We start from the raw sequence: 14,671 nt of genomic DNA, 5'->3' as shown, positions 1-14,671 counted from the left end.
GTCAGGTCGAGCTCGTCGGACAGCCGAGCTGCTGCGCCACCGCGCGCATGGCCGCGGCCGCCGTCGGCACGGTCATGAGTGCGTTGCCGCCCACGATGTGCAGGCCATAGGCGTCCTCGAGGGCGACGAAGGTCATGGCGAGCTGCTCGTCAGGCAGCCCCGCGGTGAAGACCTGCGCCTCGCGGCCGGCGGCGAAGATGCCGGTATAGGTCTGGCGCTGTCGCAGGTAGAGCGTCTGCACGAGCTCGTCGTGCAGCGCGGAATTGCCCGCGAGCACGTCGAACTCGTAGAGCAGGCTCATGAGCGCGTCGTCGGGACCGCTCGGCAGTCCGGCGTCGATGGCGGCGCCGAGGCGATCGCGAGGGTCGGCGATGCCGGCGATCGTCGCGTCGCGCGCGTCGCAGAACCGCTCCACGCCGGCGCCGTGCGCTTCGACCAGGAGGGCGTCGAGATCCTCGTAGTAGTAGAGGATCGCCCCGCGACTGAGTCCGGCCTGTGCCGCGACATCCGTCAGCGACAGCGACCGGAGACCGTGTGTGCGCCCCGCGGCATATGTCGCTTCGATGAGCGCAGCGCGCCGTGCCTCCTGTCGTTTCGGTCGTGCCATGCGGTTGACACTAGTCGACCCGCGTGGCACACTGCTTGAATTCTTCGACACTGCTGTCAAAGAATGCCCGGAAGCTCGCATCGCATCCCCGACGAAGAGAGAACGACGATGTCCCAACCCCCTGCACTCGACACCGCGGCGACCACGACGCACGGCGGGCAGCTCTCGCGCTCGCTCGGCGTCGGCGGCAACGTGCTCATCACGCTCTCGGGCATCTCGCCCGCCTCGAGCGTCTTCATCCTGGGCGGCGCCGCGCTCGCCGGCTACGGCACGGGCGTGTTCTGGGGCTTCCTGCTCGCGGGCGTGATCAGCATCCTCATCGCCTTCTGTTACGCCGAGCTCGCGTCGCGGCATCCGATCGCCGGCGGCGACTACTCGCTCGTGAGCCGCGTGCTCGGCCCTGCCGCTGGTGCCGCCGTGTTCTTCATCGGCCTCGTGAGCCTGCCCCTGATCATCGCGATCTTCGCCCTCGGCGTCGCCGACTACCTCGGAGTCGCGATCGCCGGCCTCGATCCGCTCGCCACCGCCCTCATCGTGATCGTGCTCGCCACGGTGACCGCGTGCTTCAACATCCGCACCAACGCCTGGGTGACGGGGGCGTTCCTGTTCGTCGAGATGGCTGCGCTCGCCCTGCTCGCCGTGCTCGGCTTCGTGCACGTCGAGCGTCCCCTCACCGACCTGCTCGACCCGCAGGCCCTCGACTTCGCCACCGGCGAGCTCGCACCGCTCGGCATCGCCGGGCTCGTGCTCGCCGTGACCCAGGGCATCTTCTCGTACAACGGCTACGGCGGCGCAGTCTACTTCGCCGAGGAGACGAAGAACGCCAGGCGCGCCATCGCCCGCGCTGTGCTCTGGAGCGCGATCATCACTGTCATCGCCGAACTCGTGCCGCTGACCGCCGTGCTGCTCGGCACCACCTCGCTCGAGGGCCTCTTCGCCGCGGCATTGCCCGTCGAGACGTTCCTGGGCGAACTGGCGGGCGACACGGTCACGACCTTCGTGCTCGTCGCCATCGCCCTCGCGATCATCAACGCCATCATCGCGATCGCCCTGCAGTCGGGACGGCTGCTGTTCGCGGCCGCTCGCGACGAGGCCCTTCCCGCGGCGGTCGCGAGGCCGCTCGCGCGCGTGTCGCCGACGACGAGGATGCCGGTCGTCGCGACGATCGTGATGGGCGTCGTCGCGCTCGCCGCATGCTTCATCCCGTTCGATGTGCTGCTGAACGCCACCGGGTCGACGCTCGCATTCAGCTACGGGTTCATCGCGCTCGCCGCCCTCGTGGTCCGTCGCACGACCGACCGGTCGTCCGTGGCCGGCTACCGCATGCCGCTCTGGCCTGCACCCCCGGCGGTCGCGCTCATCGCGATCATCACGATCTTCGTGATCGGGATCCTCGACCCCGCGCAGTGGCTGAGCCTCGGCATCGCGTTCGGCATCGTCGCGGCCGGGTTCGTCTACTACGCGCTCCTCCTGCGCCGCAGGCCTGGTGCATTGCATCTCATCGACGGCGATGACGACGAGGAGTTCACCGCATGATGCTCGACACGCTCATCACGGGTGCCCGCGTCCGCACCTTCGACCCCGCCCAGCCGTGGGCCGAGGCGGTCGGCGTCGTCGGCGACCGCATCGCGTTCGTCGGCGCGGCGGCGGATGCCCCGACCGCGCGCTCCCGCATCGAGGCGGGCGGCCGGCTCGTGACGCCCGGGATCATCGACAGCCACAACCACTTGCTGCTCGGCTTCGACGAGGACGCGGTCAGCCTCGAGGGGGCGCACACGCTCGCCGAGGTGCGTCGCCGGATCGGCGACTTCGCGGCCCGTCGTCCCGAACTCGAATGGGTGTGCGCCGAGAACGCGGTCTACTCGGTCGTCGAGGGCCGCCGGCCGAACGCCGCCGACCTCGACGGGCTCACCGACCGGCCCGTCTTCGTCACGACGTACGACCAGCACTCGGTGTGGCTGAACCGGGCGGCGCTCAGGGTGCTCGGCATCGCCGGGGGAGGGGACATCGCGTGGGGCCGACCCGAGCGCGACCCGGCGACCGGCGAGCCGACCGGCTGGGTCACCGACTTCTACACGAGCGCGATGACGCAGGCCGGACTCGCGGCGCTGCAGCGGGACATCCCGATGTACTCGCCCGATCGGCGCTATCGCAAGCTCGTGTCGAGCATGCGGATGGCGAGCTCGCTCGGCATCACGACCGTCGTCGAACCGCAGGTCCCGCTCGCGGAGGTGCCGCTCTTCGATCGTGCGCTCGCCGAGGGCGTGCTCACCTCGCGGGTCATCGCCGCGCTGTTCCATCCGGTGGGGGCCGACGCGGCGTTCCGTTCGCAGCTGCGTCAGGCGGTCGATGAGGCGACGGCCCGGGCCGACACCGCCGGGCTTCTTCGGCTCGGTCCGGTCAAGCTCTATGCCGACGACGTGATCGAACCGCACACCGCCCTCATGCTCGAGGACTATGCGAACCGCCCCGGCGTCCGCGGCCGGCCGAGCTACCCGGGTGGTGAGCTCGTCGGCGTGATCGGCGAACTCGATCGCATGGGGTTCCAGACCCACACGCATGCCACGGGTGACGGGGGCATCCGGCTCGCGCTCGACGCGATCGAGCAGGCGGCGCGGGCGAACGGCACGCATGACCGGCGGCACGGCATCGTGCACGTCGAGTGCCTGCACCCCGACGACCTGCCGCGATTCCGAGAACTCGGGGTGACCGCGGCCATGCAGCCGAGGCATTGCTCACCCGACCTCGTCGCCGGGACCTGGATGGAGAACGTGGGCGAGGAGCGCTGGGATCGTGCGTGGCGGTACCGAAGCCTGCTCGAGTCGGGCGCGACGGTCGCGTTCTCGAGCGACTGGCAGGTCGGCGAGATGGACCCGCTCGTCGGGCTCTACTCGGCTGCCACCCGGGCCGGACTCGACGGATCGCAGGGGTGGACCGCGGGCGAGCGCGTCGGCCTCGATCGCTCACTGGAGGCGTACACCGTGCACGGCGCGCGAGCCTGGCACGCCGAGGGCGATCGCGGTCGCATCGCGCCCGGCATGCTGGCCGATCTCGCGGTGTGGTCGAGCGACCTCTACGCGCACGAGCACGAGCCCGCCGCGCTGCTCGACGCCCACGCCGAGCTCACCGTTGTCGGCGGACGCATCGTGCACTCGGCGGGCGGGGTCGCCGATCCGCTGGGGGCCCGCGCGATCGACGACCCGGTCGCCGTCGCCGGCGGTGCCGCCGACGCGCACGTGCACGTGCATTGAACTCAGGCGCGTGTCGCGGTGGCCCAGCCAGGATCGGAACGCGCGGAATGCTCAGCGATTCTCTGTACAATCGCCGGGTGGACTGGTGGATGTGGCTCCTGATCGCCGCCGCCGTGCTCGCCTTCGGGTGGGTCGCGGTGCGGCGGGGCTGGATCGACCTCTCCGACAAGACCAAGCGCGGCGGCGGCGGTGGCGGCGTCCTGATGATCGGCGACGAGGTCTTCGCGCCCCGCAAGCACGAGGCGCAGGTCGAGCTCGACCGACAGAGCCGGCTTCCGACCCCGGCGCCGGTGCCGGGCGACGGCGACAAGGGCATCGCCTTCGCCGACGACGAGACGGCCGATGCCCCGGCGCGCGCTGATCGTTTCAAGGGCTCGATCCGGCTCGACGTCTGACCACCCGCCGGTCGAGTAGCGACGAAGGAGCGTATCGAGACCAAGATCCGTCGAGGGTCTCGATACGGCGCTGGCGCGCCTACTCGACCGCCGGGTGGGGAAGAATGGGGCGATGTCGTCCGACGAGCCGAACCGCATCATCCACGCGGACAACCTCGCGGTGCTGCCCACCCTGCCCGACGGGCGCTTCACCCTCGTCTACCTCGACCCGCCGTTCAACACGGGCAGGTCGCAGGCGCGCCAGTCGATGAGGCACGTGCGGCTGCCCGAGGCGGCGAGCGACCGACCCGTTGCGGATGACTCGCGGCCCGGGTCATCCGCCATCACGGGGTTCGCCGGCAAGCGGTACGAACGCATCCGCGGCGATCTGCTGCGCTATGACGACCGGTTCGACGACTACTGGGCGTTCCTGGAGCCGCGGCTCGCCGAGGCGTGGCGGTTGCTCGCCGACGATGGCACGCTCTACCTGCACCTCGACTACCGCGAAGCGCACTACGCGAAAGTGCTGCTCGACGCGTTGTTCGGCCGCGAGTGCTTCCTCAACGAGCTGATCTGGGCGTACGACTACGGTGCCAAGGCCAAGCGCAAGTGGCCGACGAAGCACGACACGATCCTCGTGTACGTGAAGAACCCGTCGACGTACTGGTTCGACTCGACCGCCGTCGACCGCGAGCCCTACATGGCGCCCGGGCTCGTGACACCCGAGAAGGCCGAGCTCGGCAAGCTGCCCACCGACGTGTGGTGGCACACGATCGTCTCGCCGACGGGCCGTGAGAAGACCGGCTACCCGACGCAGAAGCCCGAGGGCATCCTGCGGCGCATCGTGCAGGCCTCGACCCGCGAGGGCGACTGGGTGCTCGACTTCTTCGCCGGCAGCGGCACGACCGGCGCGGTCGCCGCGACACTCGGCCGGCGGTTCGTGCTCGTCGATGAGAATCCCGAGGCGATCGCGGTCATGAAGGGCCGGTTCACGGATGTCGCGGGCGTCGTGTTCGACGACGGTGTCAGTCAGAGCTGAACGAGTGCCGAGGGGGGCCGACGTGGTGGGGTACCGGTTTCTCAGCGGCACGCGGTTTGACCGCTCGGCGCGGCACCCCGCACAGGACGAGCGAGAGCGGCGTGAACAGCAGCAGCATGGCGACGAGCCACGGGCCGACGAGGGCGACGCCGAACGACGCCCATTCGTTCACGCCCGCCTCGCGCATGACGAACAGCACCGCCGAGTGGGTGAGCACGACCATGAAGCCGCAGAGCGAGAGCCGCGAGATGAACTCGCCCGCTCGCCCATCGATGCCCGCCAGCAGTTCCCCGACCACGAGGATGAGCCCGCCTGAGATGAGCATCGCGGTGACGACGCTCACGACGGGGGTGCCGAAGTCGCCGTGCTTCAGGTCGAGAGGGCCGGATGCCCCGGACAAGATGAGCGCTGCCGAGACTGCCAGCATGGCTGCGCCCGTCGTCGTCGGGTGACCGATGCGGGATTGCATGTCACGCAGCGTGCGACCGGCGACGACGAACACCACGCACGCGAGTCCGACGCCGGCGTCGAGCGGTACCAACGCGATGACCTCGCTGGTGAGGTATCCCGCGGTGAGCAACCCCGCGGCGATCAGCCACTGCCATCCGAGCCGGAGCCGTTCGATCGCGGCCGCAGCGACGATCGCGACGAAGAACGCGGTCACGAACCAGAAGGCGTTGAGCTCCCGTGGCAGCTGCGCACCGCCGGCGAGGAGCCGGAGCGGGTCGTCGAATCCGACGAGGATCGCGGCGATGATCACGAGCCATGCGAGGTAGGGCAGCAGCAGGGACTGCCCGCGGCGCCACGCGAGTTCGCCGAACGCGAGGCTCGACGCGAGGTAGCCGCTCAGCACGAAGAAGATCGGCACATGCCAGGTGTACGTGGCGAGCCGCACGGGCGGTTCGAACCAGACGTGGCCGACGACGATCGCCACGATCGCGACGATCCGGAGCGCGTCGATCGATGCGTCGCGGTGCAGGACGTGCTTGACCACGGGTCACAGAATAGGCGTCGTGCCCTGATGCCGCACGGGGTACCGCGGGTGAACCTGCGGCGTTATGATCCCGCTGCGTCCACGTCGGGACGGCGCATTCACGATGTCGGCGGGCATGCTCATCCGTGCTGTGTCAATCCCTTGAGGCAAGGCCGGCGGGGTGCGAGCGTTGATTGACGGCGTCGAACCGGCGCCGAACGCGACGTTGGAGGATGAGCGCGATGGGCGTGGGAGACAAGGCGAAGCACCAGGCTGAAGAGGCGGTGGGCAAGGTCAAGCAGGGCGTCGGCAAGGCGACCGGTGACGAACGGCTCGAGGCCGAGGGCCACGCCGAAGAGACGAAGGCCGACCTCAAGCAGGCCGGCGACGAGGCGAAGGACGTCGGCAAGAAGGTGAAGGACGCCTTCAGCGACAACTGAGTCGAGCAGGGCGGAATCGAGGGGTGGGCGCGACATGCTCGCCCCTCGTTCGTGCGCGGGCAGGCGATCCGGTGGAGGGGGAAGATTCACGGATGTCGCGGGCGTTGACTTCGAGTGACGTCACCCGTCGGTCGAGTAGCGAGCGCAGCGAGCGTATCGAGACCCCGCACCCCGTCCCCAAGGAGCCACGATTGAGATTCCGCATCTTCACCGAGCCGCAGCAGGGTGCGGGCTTCGAGCAGCAGCTCGCGATGGCGCAGGCCGCCGAGCGGCTCGGGTTCGACGGCTGGTTCCGCAGCGACCACTTCCTCGCGATGCGCGGCATGGGCGGCGACGGGCTGCCCGGCCCGACCGATGCGTGGGTCACGCTCGGCGCGATCGCGCGCGAGACCTCGACGATCCGTCTCGGCACGCTCGTGACGAGCGTCACGTTCCGGCACCCGGGACTGCTCGCGATCCAGGTCGCGCAGGTCGACGCGATGAGCGGCGGCCGAATCGAGTTCGGACTCGGAACCGGGTGGTTCGCCGCCGAGCACTCGGCGTACGGCATCCCGTTCCCCGAGAAGCGGTTCGGCCTGCTCGAGGAGCAGTTCGAGATCGTCACCGGGCTCTGGGCCACGCCCGCCGGCGAGCGCTTCTCGTTCGCGGGGTCGCACTACACGCTCGAGGAGGCGCCGGCGCTGCCCAAGCCCGTTCAGCGGCCGATCCCGGTGATCGTCGGCGGCGCGGGCCCGGCGCGAACCCCGGCCTTGGCGGCCCGCTACGCGCACGAGTACAACGTGCCGTTCCGCTCGAACGAGGTGATCGCGGAGGGGTTCGGGCGAGTGCGTGCGGCGGCCGAGTCGGTGGGCCGCGACCCGGGTTCGCTCGTCTATTCGGCCGCACTCACGACGGCCGCCGGCGCGACGGAGGCCGAGTACCGACGACGTGCCGAGCACATCGGGCACGATCCGAACGAGCTGCGCCGCACCGGCGTCGGCGGCACCGCGCAGGAGGTCGTCGACCGCATCGCCGGCCTCGCCGAGCTCGGGGTCGAGGCGGTCTACCTGCAGGTGCTCGACTTCGACGACCTCGACCTGCTCGAGTTCGTCGCGAGCGAGGTCGTCCCGCACGTCCGGTAGCGGAGCATGACGGATCGCTGTCCGGTTGCACATCGGACATCGGACGTCCTACGCTCGGGGGGTGCGGCAAGGTTGCCGCCATGAGCGAAAGGACATGCATGTCTTTCATCCGTTCCCCGCAACGCCGAGTCGGCGCTGCCTCCCTGGTGGTGGCCGTGGGCCTGGTCGGAGCCGTGCCGATGGCCGCGCACGCCGATACCGCGCCGGCGCCGGACTTCGACGCCAAGCCCCCGCAGGCGGGCACGCCCTTCTACGCCGAGCAGCAACTCGCGACCAACGGCGAGGGCCTCCCGAACTACCGCATCCCCGCGCTGACCGTGACGAACGACGGCGACATCCTCGCCTCCTACGACGGCCGGCCCACAGCGGCGGACTCGCCCGGGCCGAACTCGATCCTCCAGCGGCGCTCGACCGACAACGGTGCCACCTGGGAGGAGCAGACGTTCATCCACGAGGGCAAGGTCGCGGCGCCCATCGAGGGCTACTCCGACCCGAGCTACATCGTCGACCGGCACACCGGCGACATCTTCAACTTCCACGTGAAGTCCTTCGACCGCGGCTTCGGCAACTCGCAGCCCGGCGTGGATCCCGAGGCCCGCAACGTCATCCACGCCGAGGTCAGCGTCTCCGAGGACGACGGCCGCACGTGGGAACACGAGGTCATCACCGCCGACGTCACCGCCGACCTCGACTGGCGCTCGCGCTTCGCCGCCTCCGGACAGGGCATCCAGCTCAAGTACGGCGAGCACGCCGGCCGGCTCATCCAGCAGTTCACCATCATCAACAACGACCTCGGCGGCGCCTTCCAAGCCGTCTCGGTCTACTCCGACGACCACGGCGAGACCTGGCAGGTGGGCGAGCCCGTCGGCATCGGCATGGACGAGAACAAGACCGTCGAGCTCTCCGACGGCCGTGTCATGCTCAACTCGCGCGACTCCCAGCGCTCGGGCTTCCGCAAGGTCGCCATCTCAGAGGACGGCGGGGTGACCTACGGCGAGGTGGTCATCGACCGGGAGCTGCCCGACCCGACGAACAACGCGGCGATCCTGCGCGCCTTCCCGAACGCGGAGCAGGGCTCCGACCGGGCGAAGGTGCTGTTGTTCTCGAACGCCGGCTCCTCGACGCAGCGCGCCAACGGCGTGGTACGGATGAGCTTCGACGACGGCGAGACCTGGCCCGTGGCCAAGGTGTTCCAGCCGGGCGGCATGGCCTACTCGACGCTCGCGACGCTGCCGAACGGCAACATCGGCCTGCTGTACGAGCCCGAGAGCGGCAATGGCGGCATCCGGTTCGCCGAGTTCAACCTCGCCTGGCTCGAGGGCCTGGCGGCGCCGATGGAGATCGCGGATGTCGCCACCGGCAGCGGCTCCACGGTCGAGGTGCCGGTCACGATCACCAACCAGTCGGGTCGCGCGCACCCGAAGGCCGAGCTCACGCTCGACCTGCCCGAGGGCTGGGTGCTCGAAGGCGTCACGCTCCCCGAACTCCGCTCCGGCGTGACGGTTCACGCCCTCGCGCGGATCACGGTGCCGGCGGGCACGACCGCCGGAACCTACGACGTGACCGCGCGCCTCACCTCGATCGGCACTGCGACCGAGGAGTCGTTCACCGTGACGGTCGACCTGCTCGACAAGGCCGCGATGACGGCGACCGCGTCGAGCCAGAACCCGACCTCGGGCGAGGGCGCAGCGCAGGCGATCGACGGCAACCTCCGAACGCACTGGCACTCGGCCTGGTCCACCCAGCCGCAGCCGGCGCACCCGCACGACCTCACGGTCGACCTCGGTGGCGTGCACGAGGTGCGTGCGCTGCACTACACGCCGCGGCAGAACGGCACGAACGGCCGGATCGGTTCGTATGAGGTGTACGGCAGCACCGACGGCGTGACCTGGGGCGAGCCGCTCGCGTCGGGTCGGTTCGCGGCCGGCACGGCTCCGCAGCGCGTCGCGTTCGACGCCACCGAGATCCGCTACGTCCGGCTTGTGGCGCTCGACGCGCTCGACGGTTCGCGGTTCGCGTCGGTCGCCGAGCTCGACGTCGAGGGTGTCCGCTGACGGAATCCCGCTCCGCGACGCCCGCACTCCCACCGGCCATGGCCTCACGGGAGTGCGGGCGTCGACCGCCGCGGCCGTGAGCTCGCGGTGGCACCGAGTGTTTCCGTTCATGCCGACCGTCGCCATCCGCGCAGGAACGCTCGGCGTAAACGGAAACGCTCGGCGCCCTACGCCGACTCGCGCACCACGAGGCTCGTCGGCAGGATCGTCGCGGGCTGCACGGTCTCGCCGTCGATGAGCCGCACCAGCACACGCGCCATCTCGGCGCCCATCTCGAGCGACGGCTGGTGCACCGTCGTCAGCGGGGGCACGGCCGTCGCGGCGTAGCGGTCGTCGTCGAACCCGACGACGGCGACATCGCCGGGAATCGTGCGGCCCGACTCGGCGATCGCCGAGTACGCTCCCATCGCCATCTGGTCGTTCGCGGCGAACACGGCGTCGATCGTCGGGTCGCGCTCGAGCAGTCGCCGCATGGCGATGGCGCCCGACGCGGGGGTGAAGTCGCCGTACTCGATGGCGTCGGCGGGCAGCCCCGCGGCGACGAGCGTGTCGACGAAGCCGCGCAGGCGGTCGACGCCCGGAGGCATGTCCTGCGGGCCGGCGATCGTCGCGATGCGCGTTCGCCCGCGATCGATGAGGTGCTGCGCCGCGAGCGACGCGCCGTGCGCGTTGTCGACGTCGACCGTGTGGTTGACCTGCTCGCCCGGGTCGAGGGGGCGCCCGCCGAACACCACGGGCAGCGCCCGGCTGACGTTGGCGTAGGAGTGGTCGCCGGTGTGGTGCGAGACGACGAGTGCCCCGTCGACGTTGCCGCCGAGCAGGTACCGCCGGGTCTTGCCGAACGCCGCCTCGCTCTCGATGAGCATCGACATCGTGTACTCGGTGTCGGCGAGGGCGAGACCCACGCCCTGCACGAGGGTCGCGAAGAACGGGTCGTTGAACACGCGCGCGGTCGACTCGGGCACGACGAGGGCGATCGCCTGGGTGCGCCTGCTCGCGAGCGAGCGCGCGGCCCGGTTCGGCACGTAGTTGAGCGCCTCGATGGCCTCGCGCACGGCCGTCGTGATCTCGGGGCTCACCTTCGGCGACCCGTTGACGACGCGCGACACGGTCGCCCGCGAGACCCCGGCCTTCGCGGCGACCATCTCGAGTGTCGGTGCGGCATCGGGGTCGGTCTTCGCCGTCATCGTGCACCCCCCGTCGGCCGCCGACACGTTCGTCGTCTTCTCACCCCACGATAGTCGCCGCGGCGACCCGCGTCTTCGCCTCGGCGATGAGTTCGGCGTATGCGAGCGCGCTGTCCTTCGGGGTGCGTGCCAGCGTCTCGTAATCGACGTGCACGATGCCGAACCGCTTCTCGTATCCCCAGGCCCATTCGAAGTTGTCGAGCAGCGACCAGACGAAGTAGCCGCGCACGTCGGCACCGTCGTCGATGGCCCGCCCGACCGCGTCGACGTGGTCGAGGATGTACTGCGTGCGCTCCGGGTCGGGCACGGCGCCGTCGTCGGCGACCACGTCGCCGTCGTAGGCGGCGCCGTTCTCGGTCACGTAGAGGGGCGGCAGGTCGGGATACTCGCGACCGAGTCGCACGAGCAGGGTGCGCAGCCCCTCGGGATGCACCTCCCAGTCCATCGCGGTGCGCGGCAGCCCGCGCGACGGCATCGTGACGTACTCGCTTCCGGCGAAGGGGGAGCGTCCGGGCTTCGCCGTCGGCTTCAGCGATGGACGCGACCCCTCGGGAAGCGGATGTCCCGACACGTTGTCGTCGTGATAGTGGTTCACGCCGAGGAAGTCGATGGGCTGGGCGATCTGCTCGAGATCGCCGTCCTGGATGCGCGCGGCGAGTCCGTAGTCGCGAACGTCGTCGAGCAGGTCGGCGGGGTACGCGCCGAGCAGCAGCGGCTCGAGGAACATGCGGTTCCACATCGCGTCGATGCGGCGGGCCGCCTCGAGGTCGGCGGGGTCCGAGGGATCGTTCGGGACCGTGTTGGTGAGATTCAGCGTGATTCCGAGCCGGATGTCCCGCCCCGAGCCAGATCCGGACGACGCTGTCGCGAGCCCACGCAGTCGCTGCACGGCCAGACCGTGTGCGAGGTGCTGGTGGTGCACAGCCGCGAGTCCTGCGTCGGGGTCGGTGAGGCCGGGCGCGTGCTCGCCGCCGACGTAGCCGATGAGCGACGAGCAGAGCGGCTCGTTGAACGTCGTCCAGTGGCTGACGCGGTCGCCGAGCGCACCGTAGACGACTTCGGCGTAGTCCGCGAAGCGGTGCGCGGTGTCGCGGTTGGTCCATCCGCCGCGTTCCTGGAGCGCCTGCGGCAGGTCCCAGTGGTAGAGCGTGAGCCATGGCAGGATTCCGGCGCCGAGCAGTTCGTCGACGAGTCGCGAGTAGAAGTCGAGGCCCTCGCGGTTCACGGAGCGCCCGCCCGGCACGACGCGCGCCCAGCTCGTCGAGAACCGGTACGAGTCGAGCCCCAGGCGCTTCATGAGGGCGACGTCCTCGGGCATGCGGTGGTAGTGGTCGACCGCGCGTTCAGGGGTGTCACCGCCTGCGACGGCGCCGGGGAGCCGGGCGAACGCGTCCCAGATCGAGTCCTCCTTGCCGCCCTCGTGGGCGGCGCCCTCGATCTGGGCGGCGGCGGTGGCCGACCCCCAGATGAAGTCCGCGGGCCAGTGCCGGTCGGGCGTGGCGTGGTTCGTGTTCAACCCTTCACTGCTCCTTGCATGATTCCCGAGATGAGCTGCTTGCCCGCGATCACGAAGAGCACGAGCAGCGGGATGGTCGCGAGGACCGCGCCGGTGAGCACGATCGAGTAGTCGACGTAGTAGCCCGACTGCAGCTGGCTGAGGGCGGTCTGCAGCGTCGGGTTGGTGGGGGAGAGCACGATGAGTGGCCAGAGGTAATCGGTCCACGCGCTCATGAAGGTGAACAGGCCGAGGATCGCCATGGCCGGCCGCGCGGCGGGAAGCCCCACGGTGAGGAACGTGCGGAACTGGTTCGCGCCGTCCATGCGCGCCGCCTCGATGAGCTCGTCGGGGATGACGTCGACGAGGTACTGGCGCATGAAGAACACGCCGAACGCGGTGACGAGCGTCGGCACGATGACCGCCCCGATCGTGCCCGTCCAGCCGAGCTCCTTCATCACCATGAACAGTGGGATGATGCCGAGCTGGGTCGGGATCGCCATCGTGGCGACGACGAAGACCATGAGGCCCTCGCGCCCGCGGAAGCGGAGCTTGGCGAACGCGTAGCCGGCGAGCGTCGAGAACGTCACGACCGACACGGTGATGATCGTCGAGACGAGGATCGAGTTGCCGAGCGCGAGCCAGAACGGGATCGCGTCGAGCACCTTCGCCGCATTCGAGAGGAAGTTGCCGCCGGGCAGCAGCGGCAGGGTCTCGCCACGCGTCGCATTGGTGCCCGAGCCGACCACGAACGACCACCACAGCGGGTAGGCGCTGCCGATGATGAACGCGGCGAGCAGCCCGTAGGTGAGGAAGCCGGGGCGGCTGCCGATGCCGGCGGTGCCCGAGCGGCCGCGGCGACGGTCGCGTCGGGCGCCGCGTCCCGATGGGGAGGCGCCCTCGGGGCGGCGGGGCTGCTCGGGTGCGACGTCGACCTGCACGGCGGGCAGCGGTTCGGGAATGGCGGTGCTCATCGGCTCTCTCCCTGCTTCGCGAGGGCGCGGCGCTGTCGGCGCGTCACGGGGCGGTCGGATGTCGCGATGCGGCGCGAGAGGAGGAAGTTGACGATGCCGAAGCCGACGATCAGGAGGAAGAGCAGCCATGCGACCGCTGCGGCCTCTCCGAAATCGCGGCGGAAGAACGCGAGCTCCCACATGAACAGCACGGTCGTCTGGAATTGGCGGTCGCTGCCGCCGATGCCGCCCGCGGTCGACACATCGAAGAGGCGCGGCTCGGCGAAGATCTGCAGGCCGCCGATCGTGGCGGTGATGATGACGAAGATGAGCGTCGGCCGGATCGAGGGGATCGTGATCGAGAAGAATCGGCGCACGCTGCCGGCGCCGTCGATCGCGGCGGACTCGTAGAGGTCGCGCGGCACGGCCTGCATCGCGGCGAGCAGGATGAGGGCGTTGTAGCCGGTCCAGCGGAAGTTCACCATCGTCGCGATCGCGAAGTGGGACAGGAAGGTATCGTGCTTCCACTCCTGGTCGGGGATGCCGATGAGGTTCAGCAGGTTGTTCGCGAGTCCGTCGGCTTCGTTGAAGATGCTCGAGAAGATGAGGGCGACGGCGACGGGCGTCACGACGAACGGCAGCAGCACGCCCATGCGCCAAAGCGTCGGTGCCCGCAGGCCCTGGTCGAGCAGGTAGGCGCAGATGATCGCGACGGTGAGCTGCGGAATCGACGACAGCAGGAAGATGCTGACCGTGTTGAAGATCGAGTTCCAGAACATCGCGTCGCCGAGGATCTCGACGAAGTTGTCGAATCCGACGAAGGGGCCCTGGCCCTTCAGCAGGTCCCACTCGTGCATCGACACGACGAGCGTGTAGCCGAGGGGGAAGAGCCCGACGAGGGCGAAGAGTACGAAGAATGGCGCGACGTAGAGGTACGGCGAGGCCTTGAGATCGAAGCGCGAGAGCCGCTGCCGCAGGCTCGGACGATCGGGGTCGGCGCGCGGAGCCGGGAGCGCCTGCGCCTCGTCGGTCCGCGGGGGGCGGAGCGTGGTGGTCATGTGGAAGTCCTCTCTGGAACCGCCGGTCGAGTAGGAGCGGAGCGACGTATCGAGACCCGAGACCGGGTCACCGGGTCTCGATACGCTCGCTGGCGCTCGCTACTCGACCGGCGAAGGCA

Annotated in this window: 13 protein-coding genes; 7 read left to right on the top strand and 6 right to left on the bottom strand. The window is 69.9% G+C overall.

The genetic code is table 11. The features are described from left to right. Window position 1: 1 nt before the first annotated feature. Window positions 2-607: a TetR/AcrR family transcriptional regulator gene (locus LQ757_RS15040; protein WP_231048056.1), complete on the bottom strand. Its 606-nt coding sequence runs from the start codon at window positions 605-607 to the stop codon at window positions 2-4. Between the two features lie 108 nt (window positions 608-715). Between LQ757_RS15040 and LQ757_RS15035 the strand changes: the two genes are divergently transcribed. From LQ757_RS15035 to LQ757_RS15020, 4 genes are all read left to right on the top strand, one after another. Beyond that, complete coding sequence (locus tag LQ757_RS15035) at window positions 716-2,143, top strand: APC family permease (protein ID WP_231048055.1); 1,428 nt, start codon at window positions 716-718, stop codon at window positions 2,141-2,143. Next, window positions 2,140-3,858, top strand: coding sequence for an amidohydrolase (locus tag LQ757_RS15030; protein ID WP_231048054.1), 1,719 nt, complete (start codon window positions 2,140-2,142; stop codon window positions 3,856-3,858). The genes LQ757_RS15035 and LQ757_RS15030 overlap by 4 nt, the downstream gene beginning before the upstream one ends. 77 nt (window positions 3,859-3,935) lie before the next feature. After that, window positions 3,936-4,253 carry a hypothetical protein gene (locus LQ757_RS15025; protein WP_231048053.1) on the top strand — a complete coding sequence of 106 codons (318 nt, stop codon included), beginning with the start codon at window positions 3,936-3,938 and terminating at the stop codon, window positions 4,251-4,253. A 112-nt stretch (window positions 4,254-4,365) separates the two neighbouring features. Beyond that, window positions 4,366-5,271, top strand: a complete 906-nt coding sequence (locus LQ757_RS15020) for a DNA-methyltransferase (RefSeq protein ID WP_231048052.1) — start codon at window positions 4,366-4,368, stop codon at window positions 5,269-5,271. Here the strand turns inward: LQ757_RS15020 and LQ757_RS15015 are convergent. After that, window positions 5,258-6,265 (bottom strand): acyltransferase family protein, encoded by a 1,008-nt coding sequence (locus LQ757_RS15015; RefSeq protein WP_231048051.1) that lies wholly within the window; start codon window positions 6,263-6,265, stop codon window positions 5,258-5,260. The two genes, LQ757_RS15020 and LQ757_RS15015, sit on opposite strands and share 14 nt — an antisense overlap. Window positions 6,266-6,486: 221 nt before the next feature. Between LQ757_RS15015 and LQ757_RS15010 the strand changes: the two genes are divergently transcribed. From LQ757_RS15010 to LQ757_RS15000, 3 genes are all read left to right on the top strand, one after another. Then, a complete protein-coding gene (locus tag LQ757_RS15010) occupies window positions 6,487-6,684 on the top strand; it encodes a CsbD family protein (protein ID WP_231048050.1) in 198 nt (65 codons plus the stop codon). Between the two features lie 191 nt (window positions 6,685-6,875). Continuing rightward, window positions 6,876-7,805 (top strand): LLM class F420-dependent oxidoreductase, encoded by a 930-nt coding sequence (locus tag LQ757_RS15005; protein WP_231048049.1) that lies wholly within the window; start codon window positions 6,876-6,878, stop codon window positions 7,803-7,805. Between the two features lie 98 nt (window positions 7,806-7,903). Then, window positions 7,904-9,859: a discoidin domain-containing protein gene (locus tag LQ757_RS15000; RefSeq protein WP_231048048.1), complete on the top strand. Its 1,956-nt coding sequence runs from the start codon at window positions 7,904-7,906 to the stop codon at window positions 9,857-9,859. A 167-nt stretch (window positions 9,860-10,026) separates the two neighbouring features. On the opposite strand, the gene LQ757_RS14995 is transcribed toward LQ757_RS15000, so the two are convergent. Genes LQ757_RS14995 through LQ757_RS14980 form a run of 4 tightly spaced genes read right to left on the bottom strand, consistent with a single transcriptional unit; the run spans window position 10,027 to window position 14,552 of the window. After that, entirely contained in the window at window positions 10,027-11,046 is a 1,020-nt protein-coding gene (locus LQ757_RS14995) for a LacI family DNA-binding transcriptional regulator (protein ID WP_231048047.1), read from the bottom strand. 40 nt (window positions 11,047-11,086) lie between these two features. Further along, the gene (locus tag LQ757_RS14990) at window positions 11,087-12,562 is read right to left on the bottom strand and encodes a GH1 family beta-glucosidase (RefSeq protein ID WP_231048046.1); all 1,476 of its coding nucleotides are present in this window, start codon (window positions 12,560-12,562) and stop codon (window positions 11,087-11,089) included. After that, complete coding sequence (locus LQ757_RS14985) at window positions 12,559-13,515, bottom strand: carbohydrate ABC transporter permease (protein ID WP_231048045.1); 957 nt, start codon at window positions 13,513-13,515, stop codon at window positions 12,559-12,561. Before LQ757_RS14985 ends, LQ757_RS14990 begins: the two co-directional genes overlap by 4 nt. Then, window positions 13,512-14,552: a carbohydrate ABC transporter permease gene (locus LQ757_RS14980; RefSeq protein WP_231048044.1), complete on the bottom strand. Its 1,041-nt coding sequence runs from the start codon at window positions 14,550-14,552 to the stop codon at window positions 13,512-13,514. The genes LQ757_RS14985 and LQ757_RS14980 overlap by 4 nt, the downstream gene beginning before the upstream one ends. Between the last annotated feature and the right edge of the window lie 119 nt (window positions 14,553-14,671).

This window comes from Agromyces cavernae (assembly GCF_021044935.1).
Lineage (GTDB): Bacteria > Actinomycetota > Actinomycetes > Actinomycetales > Microbacteriaceae > Agromyces > Agromyces cavernae.
The sequence above is the reverse complement of the archived record's forward strand: the minus strand, read 5'-3'. Positions and strand labels throughout refer to the sequence as shown.